This window comes from Enterobacter sp. DVT3837 (genome assembly GCF_056238685.1).
Genome location: NZ_JBWDLA010000001.1, coordinates 2,565,704 through 2,583,852 on the forward strand (window position 1 = coordinate 2,565,704; position 18,149 = coordinate 2,583,852).

Annotated in this window: 25 protein-coding genes and 1 other annotated feature; of the genes, 8 read left to right on the top strand and 17 right to left on the bottom strand. The window is 50.8% G+C overall.

What is annotated here, in order from left to right:
* Positions 1-28 precede the first annotated feature (28 nt).
* The 9 genes from AC0XWG_RS12675 to AC0XWG_RS12715 all read right to left on the bottom strand — a co-directional run bounded on the left by AC0XWG_RS12675 (position 29) and on the right by AC0XWG_RS12715 (position 4,732).
* Complete coding sequence (locus tag AC0XWG_RS12675; protein WP_475680634.1) at positions 29-2,251, bottom strand: replication endonuclease; 2,223 nt, start codon at positions 2,249-2,251, stop codon at positions 29-31.
* On the bottom strand, positions 2,242-2,523 hold the full coding sequence (locus tag AC0XWG_RS12680; RefSeq protein WP_063408314.1) for a DUF3850 domain-containing protein: 282 nt from the start codon (positions 2,521-2,523) through the stop codon (positions 2,242-2,244). The genes AC0XWG_RS12675 and AC0XWG_RS12680 overlap by 10 nt, the downstream gene beginning before the upstream one ends.
* Entirely contained in the window at positions 2,520-2,792 is a 273-nt protein-coding gene (locus AC0XWG_RS12685; RefSeq protein WP_046092403.1) for a DUF5405 family protein, read from the bottom strand. Before AC0XWG_RS12685 ends, AC0XWG_RS12680 begins: the two co-directional genes overlap by 4 nt.
* Entirely contained in the window at positions 2,793-3,014 is a 222-nt protein-coding gene (locus AC0XWG_RS12690) for a TraR/DksA family transcriptional regulator (protein ID WP_063408313.1), read from the bottom strand.
* Positions 3,014-3,241, bottom strand: a complete 228-nt coding sequence (locus tag AC0XWG_RS12695) for a DUF2732 domain-containing protein (RefSeq protein WP_023338695.1) — start codon at positions 3,239-3,241, stop codon at positions 3,014-3,016. The genes AC0XWG_RS12690 and AC0XWG_RS12695 overlap by 1 nt, the downstream gene beginning before the upstream one ends.
* Before the next feature lie 67 nt (positions 3,242-3,308).
* A complete protein-coding gene (locus tag AC0XWG_RS12700; RefSeq protein ID WP_046092401.1) occupies positions 3,309-3,647 on the bottom strand; it encodes a DUF5347 domain-containing protein in 339 nt (112 codons plus the stop codon).
* Complete coding sequence (locus AC0XWG_RS12705) at positions 3,611-3,811, bottom strand: phage filamentation protein Fil family protein (protein WP_074166078.1); 201 nt, start codon at positions 3,809-3,811, stop codon at positions 3,611-3,613. The genes AC0XWG_RS12700 and AC0XWG_RS12705 overlap by 37 nt, the downstream gene beginning before the upstream one ends.
* 7 nt (positions 3,812-3,818) lie before the next feature.
* Positions 3,819-4,328, bottom strand: a complete 510-nt coding sequence (locus AC0XWG_RS12710) for a phage regulatory CII family protein (protein ID WP_063408312.1) — start codon at positions 4,326-4,328, stop codon at positions 3,819-3,821.
* Between the two features lie 32 nt (positions 4,329-4,360).
* Entirely contained in the window at positions 4,361-4,732 is a 372-nt protein-coding gene (locus AC0XWG_RS12715; protein ID WP_023333086.1) for a hypothetical protein, read from the bottom strand.
* A 113-nt stretch (positions 4,733-4,845) separates the two neighbouring features.
* Here AC0XWG_RS12715 and AC0XWG_RS12720 point away from each other — a divergent pair, with 113 nt between their 5' ends.
* From AC0XWG_RS12720 to AC0XWG_RS12740, 5 genes are all read left to right on the top strand, one after another.
* Entirely contained in the window at positions 4,846-5,688 is an 843-nt protein-coding gene (locus tag AC0XWG_RS12720; RefSeq protein ID WP_063408311.1) for a phage repressor protein CI, read from the top strand.
* 8 nt (positions 5,689-5,696) lie between these two features.
* Positions 5,697-6,035 (top strand): DUF2511 domain-containing protein, encoded by a 339-nt coding sequence (locus AC0XWG_RS12725; protein ID WP_063408310.1) that lies wholly within the window; start codon positions 5,697-5,699, stop codon positions 6,033-6,035.
* Positions 6,036-6,059: 24 nt separating this feature from the next.
* Positions 6,060-7,109, top strand: a complete 1,050-nt coding sequence (locus AC0XWG_RS12730; protein ID WP_063408309.1) for a site-specific integrase — start codon at positions 6,060-6,062, stop codon at positions 7,107-7,109.
* A gap of 228 nt (positions 7,110-7,337) precedes the next feature.
* Positions 7,338-7,742, top strand: a complete 405-nt coding sequence (locus AC0XWG_RS12735; RefSeq protein ID WP_475680635.1) for a DUF2946 domain-containing protein — start codon at positions 7,338-7,340, stop codon at positions 7,740-7,742.
* A 37-nt stretch (positions 7,743-7,779) separates the two neighbouring features.
* A complete protein-coding gene (locus AC0XWG_RS12740) occupies positions 7,780-9,150 on the top strand; it encodes a PepSY-associated TM helix domain-containing protein (RefSeq protein ID WP_128348893.1) in 1,371 nt (456 codons plus the stop codon).
* A 2-nt stretch (positions 9,151-9,152) separates the two neighbouring features.
* On the opposite strand, the gene AC0XWG_RS12745 is transcribed toward AC0XWG_RS12740, so the two are convergent.
* The 4 genes from AC0XWG_RS12745 to AC0XWG_RS12760 all read right to left on the bottom strand — a co-directional run bounded on the left by AC0XWG_RS12745 (position 9,153) and on the right by AC0XWG_RS12760 (position 11,931).
* Complete coding sequence (locus AC0XWG_RS12745; protein WP_049007932.1) at positions 9,153-9,638, bottom strand: OmpA family protein; 486 nt, start codon at positions 9,636-9,638, stop codon at positions 9,153-9,155.
* Between the two features lie 12 nt (positions 9,639-9,650).
* A complete protein-coding gene (gene dgcN / locus AC0XWG_RS12750; RefSeq protein WP_128348892.1) occupies positions 9,651-10,871 on the bottom strand; it encodes a diguanylate cyclase DgcN/YfiN in 1,221 nt (406 codons plus the stop codon).
* Positions 10,864-11,418: a regulatory sequestration protein YfiR gene (yfiR, locus tag AC0XWG_RS12755; RefSeq protein WP_206616277.1), complete on the bottom strand. Its 555-nt coding sequence runs from the start codon at positions 11,416-11,418 to the stop codon at positions 10,864-10,866. The genes dgcN and yfiR overlap by 8 nt, the downstream gene beginning before the upstream one ends.
* 138 nt (positions 11,419-11,556) lie before the next feature.
* Complete coding sequence (locus AC0XWG_RS12760; RefSeq protein ID WP_028016728.1) at positions 11,557-11,931, bottom strand: DUF2799 domain-containing protein; 375 nt, start codon at positions 11,929-11,931, stop codon at positions 11,557-11,559.
* A gap of 214 nt (positions 11,932-12,145) precedes the next feature.
* Between AC0XWG_RS12760 and aroF the strand changes: the two genes are divergently transcribed.
* From aroF to AC0XWG_RS12775, 3 genes are read left to right on the top strand one after another with little or no spacing between them, the layout of a single operon-like run.
* On the top strand, positions 12,146-13,216 hold the full coding sequence (gene aroF / locus AC0XWG_RS12765; protein ID WP_028016727.1) for a 3-deoxy-7-phosphoheptulonate synthase AroF: 1,071 nt from the start codon (positions 12,146-12,148) through the stop codon (positions 13,214-13,216).
* Between the two features lie 10 nt (positions 13,217-13,226).
* The gene (gene tyrA, locus AC0XWG_RS12770; RefSeq protein WP_028016726.1) at positions 13,227-14,348 is read left to right on the top strand and encodes a bifunctional chorismate mutase/prephenate dehydrogenase; all 1,122 of its coding nucleotides are present in this window, start codon (positions 13,227-13,229) and stop codon (positions 14,346-14,348) included.
* Between the two features lie 60 nt (positions 14,349-14,408).
* Positions 14,409-15,281, top strand: a complete 873-nt coding sequence (locus tag AC0XWG_RS12775) for an SMP-30/gluconolactonase/LRE family protein (protein ID WP_475680636.1) — start codon at positions 14,409-14,411, stop codon at positions 15,279-15,281.
* Here the strand turns inward: AC0XWG_RS12775 and pheA are convergent.
* From pheA to bamD, 4 genes are all read right to left on the bottom strand, one after another.
* Positions 15,278-16,438, bottom strand: a complete 1,161-nt coding sequence (gene pheA, locus AC0XWG_RS12780) for a bifunctional chorismate mutase/prephenate dehydratase (RefSeq protein ID WP_475680637.1) — start codon at positions 16,436-16,438, stop codon at positions 15,278-15,280. The genes AC0XWG_RS12775 and pheA overlap by 4 nt on opposite strands.
* Before the next feature lie 30 nt (positions 16,439-16,468).
* Positions 16,469-16,594 (bottom strand) — a sequence feature (Phe leader region).
* Complete coding sequence (gene pheL, locus AC0XWG_RS12785) at positions 16,546-16,593, bottom strand: pheA operon leader peptide PheL (RefSeq protein ID WP_100249759.1); 48 nt, start codon at positions 16,591-16,593, stop codon at positions 16,546-16,548. Its footprint overlaps the feature before it by 48 nt.
* A gap of 103 nt (positions 16,595-16,697) precedes the next feature.
* Entirely contained in the window at positions 16,698-17,039 is a 342-nt protein-coding gene (raiA, locus tag AC0XWG_RS12790) for a ribosome-associated translation inhibitor RaiA (protein WP_008502470.1), read from the bottom strand.
* A 268-nt stretch (positions 17,040-17,307) separates the two neighbouring features.
* Positions 17,308-18,045: an outer membrane protein assembly factor BamD gene (gene bamD / locus AC0XWG_RS12795; protein ID WP_023308867.1), complete on the bottom strand. Its 738-nt coding sequence runs from the start codon at positions 18,043-18,045 to the stop codon at positions 17,308-17,310.
* Positions 18,046-18,149 lie beyond the last annotated feature (104 nt).

The following is an 18,149-nucleotide window of genomic DNA, read 5'->3' on the forward strand; positions in this document are numbered from 1 at the left end:
TGTACATGATATGGATGAGTATTAACGGTTATTTTTTCGATGCCATTTCCGCTAAAACCGCAACCCGCCTAAGGATTTTACTGGCTTGCACCTGATGTGAAGGGGCAGCGGCGAAGATTTCACCTTTTGACGTTCCGCGCACCCATCGACCGTTAAAGCAACTTTTACCACCGGCCATCAGGTGCAGGGCTTCGCCCCGGCTGATAGTTATGCCGGTTGTCAGATGTATCTCGTCGATAGTTTTCGCTATAGCTGCGCTTTGCTCATCCGTTCCGTGGATGAATTTTCGCCGTATTGCTGGTTTTTGCTTCCTGAGTCTGTTGGTCAGCTCTCGTCTTTCGCGCCGACTCAGTGGTTTTGATAAATCCAGTATCGGTGGATCGCTTTCGCTTCCCGTACAGTTATTGACAGAACTCCGAGAGGGCGCAGGAGCGCCCTTAACGTCAACGGCCAAATCAACGGCACGCTTCGGCACAATTTTCCACTGCGTGAGCCGGGTTAAAATAGGGGTTCCGGCACCGATAGCGGAATCGTACACGCCACGGATGCAGACTGTTTCCTCACCGTACTGGTTAAACTCGGCGCGCGGTTCATACAGCGTGCGCACCTGCAAATCATCGCGACGAACAAACGGACCGCCCTGCGCATTAACGTAGCCAGCCCAATCACCGGCGTCGGCGGCATCATGGACGGCGGCAAACTCAACGCTCAGGCCGTGCGCAGTCTCTGTATCAGCGAGACGACGCAACTCACGGTAGACCGTCACCGGCGCACCTCCGATAAACTGAAACTGACGGATGTGCCAGCGCGCCGCCCATGCTGAAACGGCGGGTGCTGTCTCTTTCAGTAGTTCGCCGCTTTCGTCATCGGTCTCACCATCGAGAGCGTAACCGTCGATATTTTTTGAAATGTATTTAGCAACATAGCCGGTAGCACTGCCTTTTTCCGGGTCAATGGCCTCGGCGTGAAAGCGTGCCTTTTTGGCTTTATCGCTTCTCAGTTCGTGATGGTCTTCCTCCCATGCATAATCGCGAATGATGAGGCGCACACGCTCGACGTCTTCCGGCAGCATGAACATAAGCATGTGCCAGTGCGGCGTTCCGTCGTGATGAGGCTCGGCAACACGTATGCCGAAAATGCGGATTTCTTCCCGGTGCAACTTGGCACGTATGCGCGCCCAAAGGCCGGTTAGATAGCTCTGCGTGTCTGACGGGCTGGCTCCGTTCCATTTGCTGTTACGGTAACCCGCTTTAGTGGTGGCGTGATATTTAGACGGCGCGGTCAGGGTGTAAAACTCACCGACATAACCGAGCTCATTGCAGATATTTTCAAACCCACGGATGCGGGTCATCAGCTCGCAGCGGCGTATCGCAGGGTTAGCGACAGAACCGTCGTATTTTTCAATCAAGCTGATGCGGTTGCCGTCTTCGTCTTCGAGATCCAACCCCTTGAGAAATTCACGCGTGCGGCGCTTTTGCTCACGCCAATCGGTCACGCAGTTTTTACTCGCGTAGGCGTGTCGTTTCTTGCTGACGTTGCCGACAGCAATTTGCAGATGTTCCCGCCATGACGCCGCAATGCGTCGCAGACGGCCACGCCACCAAACCTCATTAAACATGCGCATTACTGCCGGGGCTATTTCATCCTGCCCGACATACTTTTTGGTCACGCGCTCCCAATGCGGCGGGGTAACGTTAAATTGCAGTGAAATAAAACCGGCGCGCATATACCAGGTATACAGTGTTTTAAGCTCGCTAAATCCGGTGTCATCAATGTCAGCCAGTTCGGCGCGAATGAAATTAGCGATATCAGCGGCCAGCAGGTCGATATCGGCGCGCGACATATCAGGGAGGCGGTTGAATCTGGCAACCATATTGACCATACGTGACGCCAGATATTGCATGAGTTCAGTATCAAAATGACCACCGAAAACAGCGGCTGACACTTTGCTGTCAATGCCCGCGCACTCGTATTTTTTTGCGACCAGTTCCAGACGCGGCAATGCCTTTTTGCAGAAGCTGATTAAAAAAGCATTGGCTCGTTGACTGCCCTGATTTTGCTCCAGCACCGCAGCGGTGCGATAAACGTCAAAGCGCACGCACTCAGGTTGGAGAGAAAGCACTTTTCTCGCATGCAGTAAAGCCGCGAACAAACGGTCGCGGCGATGCTGTTGGTCATATGTAAGGTACGGGCTGGCTATTGCCGACCGTGGGGCATTCCACGGATAAGCATAGTTAACGCTTACCCGCATAGTTCCCCCATTTGCCTGCGCTGTATGCTTAACATTACATAGCCGGGAGCCCACTCGTTAAGGTCAGTTACATGAGTCACTAGCACGTAGACAAAAGCGCCGGTAAAACCGACCAGTGTCGGGTCATATTCGCATGGACCATACTCGTTTAAGCAAAGTAAATCCCCGACAGCAAAATTGCGGTCTGCAAGACGAAACTCGGCTTTTTTCGTTCCATTGAGGACGGCCTGAAAATACTCAGGCCTTATTTTTAGTTGGTGTGTTTTTCTCATGCCACCCCCTTGATTGAGCGGGCGCATAATTCACCAATACGTTCTATTTCAGCGGCCATTGCATCAAGGGTGGTAATTGATGATTGCTGAATATGGTGATGAATCAACCCGGAAATAAGCTGATTAATCTTCGGGTAATAGCCGATAGTGTCGAGCCATTCCTCGCCAGCTTTTTTCCCGGATTGAGCGACTTTTTTTTCATTCAGGATGAATTGATACTGGTCGCTGGTAATAACCCATTTGTCGCCTATTTCAATTCGAATAGCCATTTAAACGCCCCTGTAATGTTTGTGTTTGAGCTCGGCGATTTGCTGACAGGTCACGCAAAATGCCACGCCCGGAATCGCTATGCGGCGAGCTTCCGGGATTGGTGCGTCACATTCTTCGCAGATGAAACGAGAGGGCGCAGCGATACGGCTGCGCGCGTTGCTGATGTGGCGCTCGCGGTCTTCCTGCTCACGCTGTTGTGCTAAATCTATTGCATCGGCCATTAGTGCAGCTCCTGAGATTCATTTTCATAGCGGGTGGCTTCGCGGCGCAGAAGCTCAGCCGCTTCAATCCCGTTCAAACCTTTGTTTGCGATATGTGTTGCCAGAGCCTCAAGACGAATTGAAACGGCGAGAGCGCGGTCTTTACGCTCTTCTTTTTTGGCATCGGTCAGCAGTACGGCCAGTGCATCGCTATCGGTGTGAAAGCTGCGGGTTTCGGTATTACGCATAATTGATTCTCCTGATTTCGGGCAATAAGAAGCCCGGCGGGTTTACGCCATTAAATTTCTGTTTGGATTAATTCGGCATGGTTAGCCGTTTTGGAAATAAGCTCACCACTGCACGAAAATGATTCATCGCTGTAATCAATGCTTTTTTCTCGTCAGTAGTCAGCTCACTTAATTCGAGCTCATGACGAGCCGCCGGTATTTTTGCCAGAAAGAAAATAGCGGCCAGCGCCCGAGTATTTTCTTCAAATTGTGGATCGCGTTTATCGCGCATATCATTGACAAAACGCTCAACCTCTTTCCAACTATCGCCCCAATATCTCGCACGTAATTCAGCTACGTGGTTGAGACCAGCCAGACGCTCGCCTGCCTTTAGCGGAACATTCGCGGAAACAGCTTCGATAGCCATGATTTCCCCTGTTTTTGGGTGGACAGGTCAGCCAGTAAATCAGACTGTGAGCGGCTCGGGTGCCAGCGCTTGCCGTCCTTGCCTGCGATCCAGCCGTGGCCGAAGTGCATGCCAGGACTTTGCTTAACGAGCAGAGACGCGAATGATGGTTCATTTTTCAGCATACGCACCTCAAATCAGCCCGAAGGATGCGCCAATACCGCTCATGGTATCGACCACGCTCGTCATAGCCGGATTAGTCTGTAGACGTGCATGCAGCGCCAGTGCCGACAAAGACAACATGCGAATACCAGAGTTAACGCTTTCAATCATGGTGTGCTTACGGGTAGAGGTCAGTCGCTCATCAGAGACCGCGCCGCTCGCCAGTTCGCCGAGTTCCCGCATAGCACGCATGACGTAGGACTGTAATTTGTCTTTTGCCAGCTCGTTGACCGGCACACATGGCAGACAGTGAATCTGCGCCAGAAAACCATCAACTAAGGTTGAGTCTTCGGTCAGGTCTGTCAGCAGCCATAACTCAGGCGGCGTGAACTGGTGAGGCTGTTCCGGGTTGAGCTTGTTACGTAACGTTTGAACGTTCATACCCGCACGCTCGGCCAGCTTCGCCATGTTGTGACGTTGAGCGAAAGCACGACACGCATCGTCATAGTGGGGATGTTTGGAAATCTGAAAATCAAACATGGTTAAGTTCCCTCTAACTTGCATAATCAAATTCAGTTAAGAGCGGTGCGCTGGTCGATGTAGCGACAATCAATCGCTTGTTGAGTCAGTTTGTCGCGCCATGCTTTTACGTTTACGAGGGTGCGGCTTCGTTTACCGGCTTCCTCTTTGTTGGAAAAGTCTTTGGTCGGAGCTTTAAGAAGAATGCCCTCATCAAGCCATTGCCAGACCAGACGCTCGCTAACGCCGCGAGTGGCGGCAAAGTCTTTCACTGTCATGGTGTCGGACATAGCAGAGCGAATCATTGTCTGCAGGGCTGGCAGCATTGCTGTAACGATGGCGTCAAACTGAGTCGGGTCTAACAGCACAGTTTGATTTTGTGAGTTTTGCGAGTCGTGCGTCGAGATTGATTTTGCATCTGACATATCGCATTATCTCCTGTTGTTTGAAATGTAGTGCAGTGGTGTGCATCTTGGTCGATGAACGCCACTTTAAATCGAAAATGAGTTCCTGTAAATCGATTTTGAGTGACAAATGAATGAATGATGAAGATTTGAATACGCAAGATGTGATTGAGCGGATAAGTTCGGCGTATGGTGTCAGCACGCAAAAGGCTTTGGCGGAAGTGCTTGGCGTCCCGTCAAACAGCGTCAGCACTTGGGTTCAACGAAATAGCTTTCCCGGTAAAGCTATCATTCAGTGCTCATTAGATACTGGGGCCGATTTAAACTGGCTGCTGACTGGTCAAATTGCCAATTTGAATTTGCAAGATTCTTCGCCACTGAAAGGCAAGGCACTTTATGACGAGATTTTAGCGAGTGGTGGAAAACCTGTTTTAAGGCGCATCCTTGATGCATATGGTTTTACAATGCAAAAGGAGCTTGGGGATTTGTTGGATATATCCTCAGGCACTATTAGTACCTGGGTCAGACGAGATTTCTTCCCCGGTGACGTGGTTGTTACTTGTGCGCTTGATACCGGCGTATCGCTGGAATGGTTAGCGACCGGAAAGGGAAAGATGCGAGAAAGTAAGGAGGCTAGTTTTTCGGACATTTCAACGATAAAAAAATCTCGCCTTGAATCTGGTGAGCTTAAGGATGCTGGCGCATGGCATCCAGACCCTTCGATGATACCTTCTGATTCCGAGGAGTTGATTTTTGTCGAAGGTGTTGGTGCCTCTTGGCTGGTCGACCGTTCTGCTTCGAATTTAAGTAATGGTCGCTGGTTAATTGATATTGACGGCGCTCTTGATGTTTTTGATGTAATTCGTCTTCCCGGAGGAAAAGTCAGGTTGTCTAATAAGTCTGCTGAGTTTGAATGCAACATTTCAGACATCAAGCCTGCCGGGTCTGTAGTTCTCACATTGGAAAAACACGTTTAAGGGAATCTATGAAACGTAAACTTTTTTTAGCTCTGCTTCTGACCATTTCTTTTGGTGCTTCATCCGCTGAAAAAACACAGGATTTAGATGGTGCTAAGTTTGGCAAAGATTGGCCGTTAACCTTTGAAAAGGCAAAAATATCATGCGTTAACCGTGCTTATGCTTTTGTTTATGACATCAAAACTGATGATAGATATCCATTGAATGGCATGGCACGAGATGCCGTTAAATCAGGAAAGATGGAAGGCTCTAACTTGGATGATGTTTGGAAGGATAACCCTGATTATGAGGGCGTTAAAATTTCAATCTCATCATTGATAGATGCCGCTACAGAACTTTGTAATTAATTCTCTTTTAGCCTCGGTGTCGCAATGACTGTAACTAAACAAAAAAGTGGAAAATGGTTGTGTGAACTCTATCCAAACGGTCGAGAAGGACGGCGTATACGTCGACAATTCAATACCAAAGGTGAGGCCGAGGCATTCGAAGCATTTACCAAAAATGAGAGTGAAGATAAGCCGTGGCTCGGCAAGAAAGAAGACCGCCGGCGCTTAAGCGAGATTATTCAACTTTGGCATAATCTACACGGTCAGGCCTTGGTCGCCAGTAAGTCGCGGTTGGCAAAGCTACAAATTGTTTGTAATGGCTTGGGCGACCCTATTGCATCCCGCTTTACCGCTAAAGATTGGGCTCATTACCGCGACCGCCGACTCCGTGGTGAAATAGACAACGGATATCATAAAGACCCGGCGAAATGGGTCGCCAAACCAATAACCGTGAATCGTGAGCAGCAATATCTTATAGCTGTGTTTAATGAGCTGCGGCGGTTAGGGGAGTGGAGTTTACCCAACCCACTGGAAGGGGTTCGCGTATTCAAAGAAGCTGAGAAAGAAATGTCCTGGCTAACTCTTTCTCAAATCCCTGAGCTGTTTCGAGCCTGCGAGCAATACGGCAAAGAGGATCTCACGATGATTGTCAAAGTCTGTCTTGCCACCGGCGCAAGATGGGGGGAGGCCGAGAGGTTGACGCGGCCGCAACTCTCTCCCTGCAAACTGACATTCACAAAAACAAAAGGTAAGAAGAACCGCACCGTTCCCATTCCTAAATGGTTGTATGACGAGTTGGCTGAGCGTCAGGGCAGAATGTTTAAACCCTGCTATCAGGAATTTAAAAAGATGCTCAAACTCACGAATATCGAACTGACGGAAGGGCAGAAGACGCACGTTCTACGACATACTTTTGGTGCGCATTTTATGATGAACGGCGGAAACATACTGGTGCTGCAGAAAATCCTCGGGCATTCCAACATTCGCGAAACAATGAGATACGCGCACTTTGCTCCTGACCATTTAGAGCAAGCAGTCTCTCTCAATCCTCTTTCGTTGTATGTTGGCGACAATGTGGCGGCAGAGGTTGCATAACACTACAATTCACTGCATCAAAAATTAACTTAACTAGTTGTTTTATATGATAGGTGTATGTTTTTGAAGGGGTGTTATTAGGAGCGTCTGAACTAAGATTCGCTTAAGCGACATCCTGTTAGAAAGGGCTGGCCGAAAGGCTGGCCCTTTTTTTATCTCATCGCATCTCTCGCGTTAACTCTTTTGTCATAAATCATTTACAATGCTTGCCTCTTCCGTGGAGGGTAAGTGGATAACGTACTGCATCAGAACAACTGGAAACGCGCAGCGGCATTGACCGCGTTGTTTGCGATCCTGCTGATCGTGGTGGCGCCGCTTATCTCTGTCTCGCTGCAAAAAGATCCCATGAGTGCCATGCCGGGCATGCATCATGACATGAGCATGATGTCGATGGATGAACATCACGGTGATATGCAGCACACCATGCCAGTCGACCATGCGGAAGCGTGCGGCTACTGCGTACTATTAGCCCATGTTCCGGGCGTGATGCTGGCTCTGATCGTCCTGCTCAGTGTGGTGCTGCAGAGGCTTCGTGTTAAACCACCGCGACAGACGGTCAGTCACTGGCACTTTTTCCCCTGGCTTTATCCTGATACCCGCGCGCCGCCGCATCAGTCTGCTTTTTCCCTTTAAAAAATATCGATAACTTTTTACCTTAAAAAGGAAAAGTATGACTACCTGCACCTCGCACGCGGCATGGGGAAACCTGCTGCGTCGCCTTCATTTCTATATCGGTCTGTTTGTCGGCCCGTTTATCTTCTTCGCTGCTCTGACAGGTATGCTGTATGTGGCAACGCCGCAGCTGGAGAATGCGCTCTACCGGCATGCGCTCCACACGAATTCCGTGGGCGAGCCGCAGCCGCTGGCGGAACAAATTGCCGTTGCTGAAAAAACCGTTGGCACCGATCTGCGTCTACACGCCGTTCGTCCTGGCCTGGTGGCGGGTGAAACCACCCGTGTGATGTTTGCTGACCCTGCGCTTGGCCCATCGGAGACCCGCGCTATTTTTATCGATTCAGTCAGCCTTGCGGTGCGTGGCGATATGACGGTGTATGGCACCAGCGGAATTTTACCGCTCCGCCAGACCATTGATTATCTGCATACCTCGCTGATGCTGGGTGATGTCGGGCGGCTCTATAGCGAGCTGGCGGCCTCGTGGATGTGGGTTGCCGCGCTGGGAGGGATTGCCCTGTGGTTTTATACCCGACCAAAACGCCGAATTAACAATCGTTTCCAGAATCGGCGTCGCGTGCATGTGACGTTAGGCTGGACGTTGCTGGGGGGAATGCTGCTGTTCTCAGTGACTGGCCTGACCTGGTCTCAGTGGGCAGGGGGAAACGTTGATAAGCTGCGTGCTGAGATGAACTGGCTAACTCCGCAGGTGAACACGACACTTTCCGGTCAGCAGGAGATCGTGGATGAGCATGCTGAACATCATGGTCATCACGGCGGAATGATGATGCCTGAAATGGCGATGGATTTGACTCTGTTTGACGGTGTGTTAAGCGCTGCACGTAACGCAGGGATTGAGGCCAATAAGCTGGAGATCCGCCCGGCGAAAGCAGAGAGTCAAGCCTGGACTGTGACGGAAATCGATCGCAGCTGGCCGACTCAGGTCGACGCCGTGGCGGTTGATCCCAATACGATGCAGATTCTGGACAGAACCCGCTTCGAGGATTTCCCGTTGATGGCGAAGCTCACCCGCTGGGGGGTGGATTTCCATATGGGGATCTTATTCGGGCTGGTTAATCAGCTGCTGCTTGTGGCGTTTGGCCTGGCGTTGTGTGTGCTAATTCTCTGGGGATACCGGATGTGGTGGATGCGTCGTCCAGCGCAATCGACGGCAAATCCGGTCCAGACGCTTTGTCAGAGTTGGCTTGCGCTTTCGGGATGGGGAAAGGTCGTCACGGCGATAATCAGTATACTGCTGGGGCTGGCGTTGCCAGTAATGGGCGTGAGTCTGGCTCTGTTTGTTCTGGTTGACTGGCTGCGCTGGCGAGCGGCAACTGGCGTGTCGCTCGCCGAATCATCCGCTAAATAACCTTATGGTGTGCTGATAACGACTGCCACCCGGCGGTTTTCAGCACGCCCTTGCGGGGTACTGTTGCTCGCAACCGGATATTTTTTACCTAATCCCTGCGTGGTGAGATTACTGCGCGGGATATTTGCCCCTTTTGCCCACGCGTCTGCCACGACGTTCGCGCGTTTTAATGAAAGCGCCTCGTTATAGCCATCCTCGCCATAGTTATCTGTGTGACCATCCATGCGGGCATGGTTTAAGCCGGTCGCTGCCAGTCGTGAGGCCATCGTCTGGATCTGGGTTTCACTTTCCGGGCGCAGTGTGGCGTCATTTTTATCAAACAGGATTTTGTCCGACAGCCCCAGAGACCAGTCGCCATTTAATTCGTTAAAGCCGTATGACTTCATTGCCGCGATTTGCTCTGGAGTGAATTTCCCTTTTGGCGGAGTCTGACAGCCAGCCAGGACAAGTGATGCCAGTAACAACGGCGCGAAGTATCGCTTTAACATATCGTATTCCTTTTAGGATATTGTTTTCGAACGCTGGTTTTTCACCAGATACATATTGCGGTCGGCATGCTCCAGTAATGCCTCTACTGAGGTATTTTCCCACGCCAGAGCATAACCAATGCTGAGTGACATTGATGCAGTGTGCCCATTATGCAGATCAAACGGACGGATAAACTGCTGCGATAGTGCAGCAGAAATGTGTTGGACCTCGAGTTCAGAATGCACGCCGTATAGCACCATGGCGAATTCGTCACCGCCGAGGCGGTATGATTGATAACGTTTATCGCCAAATTCAACCATCCTGCTGGCGACTTCAATTAGAACGCAATCGCCTGCCGCATGCCCCCAGGTGTCATTAATAAACTTAAAATTATCGCCGTCGAGGAACAGCAGAGCAGAGTTTGTTTTCGCGGAGATGTCGTTCATTAATGCCGCGATGCTGTTACGAAAAGCCGCCCGATTGGCAAGACCGGTCAATGGATCGTGCATGGCGGTACGTAGCAACTGGGCGTTTTTCGCCTGTAGCTTCAGCTGCCACTCCTCCATCTCATCCAGAAGACTGTTGAAGTCTTCACCAAACTGGTGAAATTCTTCGATACGGCCGTCTTTCACCCGGCGGGAGAAGTTGCGGTTAGTGCGTACGTCATGAACAACGTCGGTAATGTTTTGCAAGGCCGTTACCATGCCATGATGTAACGATCGCGTAATGGTGAGCGCGACGACGGTAGCAAAAAGAATGCAGCCGGTGAGAACGGCAAATGACATCCAGATAAAATGGCTGATGAGGCTGTCACGCGCGGTAAGGCGAATTTCGCCGATCATCGAACCATTATGCATGATGGGCTGCGAAACGGGTTCGGGGAAAAGCCAGCGGCTGACCAGCGCGCCCAGCGTGTCGGTATTATCTTCCGGATTCCATGACCAGTAAGCAAACCGCTTTTTATGCACGTTCACGACTTCTGCCACGGCAAACTGACCCTGTTTACCGAGGGTGGCAAGTGTTTCATTGGCCGCCAGTGAATCATTGAAAACCAGGGTGGCTTCAAGGCTGTGGCTCATTGTTGCGCCGGTTAATTCGAGATTTTTTTGTGCGTATTGCTTTAATGTCACGACGGATGCAAAGCAGAGCAATAACCATATTAATGTCATCGTTATGATGACGCTTATCATGCTGATTCGCCTCAATGTTCTTTTAAACGTCGGGCGTGGTGTTGACGTGAAATCTTTATCCATGCTGCTTATTCCGTGCAAGCATTAATACATCCGGACTGACTCTCACGCCACTGCGAGTCAACGCATCAAGATTGACAGAAAACCGTACCTGACCGCGATCGATTATCAGGCAAAAAGCACTGCCAATAGCACATTCCGGATTTTGCTCTGAGATTAATAGCAATGCTCTGCCCTGATATTGACTTATTAATTCAAGTTGTTTTGCAGGCGATTCAGACCCGAAATAAATAGCATCGCACGTTTCGGCCAGGGCTTCCCGATCGTTACGTACAATGACAGGAGTATAAGGTAACCCGCTGTTCTGCCCTTCTTCGTCGCTGAGTGCATGTGTGTAGTGAGAAGAGGCATAAACGCAGAGTTTAGGCTGCCCGGATAGTGACGGCCATCGCGTATAGCTCACAATACCTGAGACAATAGAGCGTACCGATTTATCCGTTTCCGTAAGCGCGCCTGCCGTCGCTGGGCCTACCATAAGGAACAGCAATAGTGCCAGAGTGAGTCGGAAAAAAGAGATCAAGAATGAATTTCTCACCAGAATCCGCCACATCGCTCCGGAAATAGATGTCCTTGAGAGTTGCGGGCAGAATACCATTGTTTATCAAAGCCGTCATTATGTCAGAAATAACCCGAGGCCGACCTAAGCTAAATCCTACTGTTGTTTATTTTCCGATGGATAAAAACAGACTTAATTTAGTCTGCTGGAACGCATACTTTCATCCATCCCTTTTTGCCATGACTCATGCAGTTTTGCTGCGTTTTCGGCAGTATCGCAACTGGCTGGAAAAGATTTGCCTGCTAATCCCCAGGCGTGAATAAAACCTTCTTCACAGACTTTCTTCTGACCATCGGCATAGCCACGGAGATATTCACTACGATCAACGTGTGGGTCGTTAAAACTATCGGCCAGGGTCTGGTTATCTTTAACCGGCAGGCCGTTCATGGCGTCTTCTTTACCTGCATCAAACCAGGATGGACTGGTCCAGTCGGGCTGGAAGGTGTAAGGATTGATCTGGCAGCCCGATAAAAACAGCGACAACAGCGCGAGAGCAATTGAACGCATAGCCATTCTCCTTTTTTCTTCAGCATAGCCTGGCTAAAGAAAGTTGCAGTGTAATTTAAAGTTTACGTTTTTGTACCATGATTATGGTAATAAATTGGCTTGTGTAAATTAAAGTGTACGAATTTTGGATTGAAATGTTTACTTTTTATGGTATGGTGGTCTCACCTCTTAGAGGAAAACAACTATCGCAAACGAGTTTTACAGGATCGCCATCATGCAAAAAGACGCGCTGAACAACGTACATATCACTGACGAACAGGTTTTAATTACGCCGGATCAACTGAAAGCGGAGTTCCCGCTGAGCGTTGCGCAGGAGGCTCAGATTGAGCATTCTCGCCAGACCATTTCTGACATCATCGCTGGCCGCGATCCGCGCCTGCTGGTGGTCTGTGGTCCTTGCTCCATTCACGATCCTGAAACCGCCATTGAGTACGCTCATCGATTTAAAGCATTAGCGGAGGAGGTCAGCGATAGCCTCTATCTGGTGATGCGCGTCTATTTTGAAAAGCCACGTACCACCGTTGGCTGGAAAGGGTTGATTAACGATCCGCATATGGATGGCTCGTTTGATGTGGAAGCGGGGCTGAAGATTGCGCGTCGCCTGCTGGTGGAACTGGTCAGCATGGGGCTGCCGCTGGCGACGGAAGCGCTGGATCCGAATAGCCCGCAATACCTGGGCGATCTGTTCAGTTGGTCCGCAATTGGTGCGCGCACCACGGAATCACAAACTCACCGCGAGATGGCGTCAGGCCTGTCGATGCCGGTTGGTTTTAAAAATGGTACTGATGGCAGCCTGGCTACCGCGATCAACGCGATGCGCGCCGCCGCAATGCCGCACCGTTTTGTCGGTATTAACCAGGCAGGACAGGTTTGTCTTCTGCAAACGCAGGGCAACCCGGATGGTCATGTGATCCTGCGCGGGGGTAAAGCACCAAATTACAGCCCGGCGGATGTGGCGCAGTGCGAAAAAGAGATGGAGCAGGCGGGACTGCGTCCTGCACTGATGGTAGATTGCAGTCATGGTAATTCGAACAAAGATTACCGTCGTCAGCCTGCGGTTGCGGAATCGGTGGTCGCGCAGATCAAAGATGGCAACCGTTCGATTATCGGTCTGATGATTGAGAGCAATATTCATGAAGGCAATCAATCATCTGAACAACCGCGCAGCGCAATGAAGCATGGTGTATCCGTGACGGATGCCTGCATCAGTTGGGAAACCACCGATGCGCTGCTGCGTGAGATCCATAAAGATTTAAACGGCCAGCTGGCGACGCGTCTGGCTTAAGAGGTTAGGTATGGTTGCTGAATTGACCGCATTACGCGATCAAATAGATGAAGTGGATAAGGCGCTGCTGGACTTGCTGGCGCGCCGCATGGCGTTGGTTGCTGAAGTCGGCGAGGTTAAAAGCAAATACGGCCTGCCGATTTATGTGCCGGAGCGTGAAGCCTCAATGTTGGCCTCTCGTCGCAAAGAGGCTCAGGCGCTGGGTGTCTCTCCGGATTTGATTGAAGATGTCTTGCGTCGTGTGATGCGGGAATCTTATTCGAGTGAAAATGACAAGGGCTTCAAAACCCTTTGTCCGTCCCTGCGTCCGGTGGTCATTGTGGGTGGTGCCGGCCAGATGGGACGTCTGTTTGAAAAAATGCTGGCGCTTTCTGGTTACCAGGTGCGCATCCTGGAAAAAGAGGATTGGGCAAAAGCTCCGGAACTGATGAAAGATGCCGGAATGGTGATCGTCAGCGTACCGATCCATGTGACGGAGCAGATCATCGGGAAGCTTCCTCCATTACCGAAAGATTGCATCCTGGTCGATTTGGCATCTGTTAAAAATGGTCCGCTTCAGGCGATGCTGGCGGCGCATACCGGCCCGGTGCTGGGTCTGCACCCTATGTTTGGCCCGGACAGCGGTAGTCTGGCGAAGCAGGTAGTTGTTTACTGTGATGGTCGTCAGCCGGAAGCCTATCAATGGTTCCTGGAACAGATTCAGGTGTGGGGTGCACGGTTGCACCGCATCAGCGCGGTTGAGCACGATCAGAACATGGCGTTTATTCAGGCGCTCCGCCACTTTGCGACCTTTGCTTATGGGCTGCATCTGGCGGAAGAGAATGTGCAGCTTGAACAGCTGCTGGCACTCTCTTCACCCATCTATCGTCTGGAACTGGCGATGGTCGGGCGTCTGTTTGCGCAGGATCCCCAGCTTTACGCCGACATTATTATGTCGTCTGAGAACAACCTGGCACTGATTAAGCGCTATTATCAGCGTTTTGGTGAAGCCATTACGCTGCTGGAACACGGAGACAAGCAGGCGTTTATCGACAGCTTCCGCAAAGTGGAGCATTGGTTTGGCGATTACGCACAGCGTTTCCAGAGTGAGAGCCGTACGTTGTTGCGTCAGGCAAATGACAGTCGCCAGTAATGCGATGATGTATATACTAAAAGCCAGCGTTGCTGGCTTTTTTCATTTTGGGGAACTGTCATGGCTGAACCGCAGCTACTGTTGAATTACACCGGACATCTGCCTGAGTGCCCAACGTGGAGTGCAGAAGAGAGTGCGCTCTACTGGGCTGATATTCTGGAAGGGGAGATCCACCGATATCATCTGCTGACGGCTGAACACACCGTGCTTTCATTCCATGAAGAGGTGGGCTGTTTTGCTCTGCGTGAGCGTGGTGGGTTTATCGTCGCCATGCGCAATGGTATCTGGCTTGCCGATAAACATGGGCTGCTCCAGCGCAAAGTGTGTGATAACCCATCTAATCCGCAACTGGCGCGCTTTAATGATGGGGGTACCGATCATCATGGGCGGTTCTATGCGGGGACGTTCTGGGGACCGGGTGATTACAACGGCGCCCTGCTGATGCGCATCGACAACGACCTGACACCGAAAGTGATCCAGTGCGATATTCACGGGCACAACGGTTTAGCGTTTAGTCCGGATAAACAATGGATGTATACCTCTGACACGCCAAACGGCGTTATCTATCGTACGCCGCTGGATGAACAGGGAGAGCCTGGCAAGCGAGACGTTTTCCGACGGTTTCAGGAAGGTGAGGGGATACCTGACGGTGCTGCGATGGACGAGGAAGGCTGTTACTGGACCGCGCTGTTTGATGGCTGGCGTATCGCCAGATTTTCACCTGAGGGCGAACAGCTCGAGGAATACAGACTACCGGTTCGTTGCCCGACGATGGTCTGCTTTGGCGGTGACGATATGAAGACGTTATTTATAACGACCACCCGGGAAAATATGGACGAAGCGGAGATAGCGCAATATCCGCTTTCCGGGGCCATCTTCACCCTGCCAGTCAGCGTGGCAGGGATGAAGAAAAGCCGCTTTATCGAACGTTAGGCCGGGTCGACCGGAACGACGTTTTCACTCGGGTAACAGCCCAGCACTTTCATTGAACGGGTAATTTCGCCCAGTTCACGCAGGGCTTTTTGCATTGTGGAAGATTCCAGGTTGGCCTGGATATCAAGATAAAACATCTCTTCCCACGGATTTCCATGAATCGGGCGCGATTCAAGTTTGGTCATGATCAGGTTGTGGTTACGCAGTACCAGCAGAGCTTCAACCAGTGCACCAGCCTGTTGGCCGGTGGCCATCAGCAGCGTGGTTTTCGCGGGTACCTGATCGGACACATTGATTGCCTTGCGGGCCAGCACCACGAAGCGGGTAATGTTTTGCGTCTGGTTTGCCAGGTTTCGTTCCAGTACCTGAAGGCCATACAGCGCGCCACCGGCCTCGCTACCCAGTGCGGCAACGGTCGGGGAATTTGCCTGCGCCACTTTTTCCATCGCCGCGGAGGTGCTTTCAGTGTACTCAATTTTCCAGTTCGGATAGCGGTTCAGGAACTGGCTACATTGCTGGAACGGCTGCGGATGGCTGTACACCGTTTCGATTTTGCTCAGGTTAGTGGAGCCAGAGACCAGGACACAATGGTCAATTGGAATGGTCAGCTCACCAACCAGCGACAGACTGGTGTGTTGCAGCAGGTCGTAGACATCATTGATGGCACCGGAGCTGGTATTTTCAATCGGGACCACGGCGTAATCAGCCTGGCCGGTTTCAACCTGATTGAAAATATCGGCAAACTTCGCGCATCCGCTTTCAATAAACTCTTCGAAATGGCGGGCTGCATACTGACGTGCCGCCAGGTGTGAATACGAACCTTTCGGACCCAGAAACGCGATACGGGCAGAGTGCGGATTGGTTTTGTTCAGATGCTGCTGCAACAGCGCTTGCTGGGTCAGAACGGAATCTTCGATGATGAGCTGGAACAGGCGGGTGATGTAATGCGCATCCAGGTGATGCGCTTTGCCGAGCTGAATCAGGCGCTCCAGCAGGTCACGCTCGCGGTCGATATCACGTACCGGGCGGTGGGAATCCAGTTTAGCTTTACCCACTTCGACGGCGAGCAAACGGCGTTCTGCCAGCAGCGCCAGTAATTTCTCATCCAGCGCGCTGATTTTAACGCGTAGATCCAGTAATGGGTTTTCCGGTGTCATAGTGTTGCCTGTCTCGTTTTATCGTTATCAATAAAAAAAGCCTCCCGGGGTGGGAGGCCTTGTTGTTCGTCTTCGCATTCTTTATCACACGACGAAACGCCTCCCATTCAGGGGAAGGTAAAAAAGAATGCGAAGAAAAACGGCGTTAGTTTCATGAAATCATCCTGTGCTTGATACCGTTAAAGTACCCGTACTGTTTTCACCCTGTCAATAAAAAACGCGCCCGAAGGCGCGTTGGCGGTACACTCAATTTAAAGGATTACTCTTCTTCAACTTCTTCCGCGAAGCTGGCGTCTTTCACCGATGTTGTGGCGCGACGGGCTTCACCTTTGTGTTGCACTTTATTGAGCTGCCGTTCCAGCTTGTTGATCAAATCGTTAATTGCGGTGTACATATCTTCATGTTTTGCGCTGGCGACCAGATGGCCGTTTGGAGTATTGATAGTTGCGTCAGCGATGAAACCCTGCGGCTCCTTGGACAGGATGATATGTGGGTTAATCAAATGAGTTTGCCATTTATCCAGTTTGGCGAGACGGTCTGCGACGTGCTGGCGAATTGCCGGAGTAATTTCCATTTGTTTACTGGTAATGTTCATTGTCATAAATTTTACCTCTTGTCTTTCCGTCTTGGTGATTCCAGCATACCCGACCTAATGTCAAAATGTGTGATTTAGATCACGTTATTTTGTCGGTTTTTGTCAGGGAATCTTTTTTGTGAGGCAGGGCAGGAAGAGGTGAGATTTACCTTGTGGAAGGTAAAAATTGCGGTCATAGTTGATAGGATGTGTTGAGGCTAAACCGCTTCAGCTTATATCCAGAATGAATAAAAAAACGGCAGCCTTCGGGCTGCCGTTTTACATTGAGGCAATATCAGGTGTTGCTGCTGTTTGCGGCGATGATTTTCGCTACTTTTTCAGCCTGAGCGGTCATCTGCATCTGACGGTAAGCATTTTCCATCAGCTTCAGACCATCACGCGTTGCCTGAGTATCCGGATAATCACGCAACATACCTTCTACGCGGTTAACCACGGCAACCCATGCGCCACGGCGGGTATAGTATTCCGCCACGGAGTATTCATATTTCGCCAGACGATCTTTCAGGAACACCAGACGTTTGGTCGCGTCAGTCACGTACTGACTGTTCGGATAGCCGCGCACCAGTTTGGAGAAGTCATTGAAGGCATCACGTGCGTGCTGTGGGTCGCGGTCGGAACGATCCACGCCGAAGAAGCCCTGCAGCGCACTGTCGTCCAGTGCCATGTTGGTGAGGCCGCGCATGTACATCACATAGTCGATGTTAGGATGAGTCGGGTTCAGACGCATGAAACGATCGATGGTTGCCTGAGCCAGCGGCAGATCGGCATTTTTGTAGTATGCGTAGATGAGATCTAACTGTACCTGCTGCGAATACGGACCAAATGGATAGCGATTATCCAACGCTTCCAGTTGCGTTATCGCCTGTTTCCAGTTACCGTCCTGCAACTTTTGTTGTGCAGTCGCATAGATTTCATTCGGCGGATTGTCAGGGACCTGTTCATTTGAACCGGAGCAGCCCACCAAAGCCAGGCTCAACGTGGCCGCTGCCACCAGATATTTCATGCGCGTCATGACGTTTTGACTTTCCTCAAATGTTTGTCCGGGAGAAACTCTGTTCCTGCTCCCGATTAAGACCAGCTACAATAGCACACTATATTAAACGGCAAAGCCGTAAA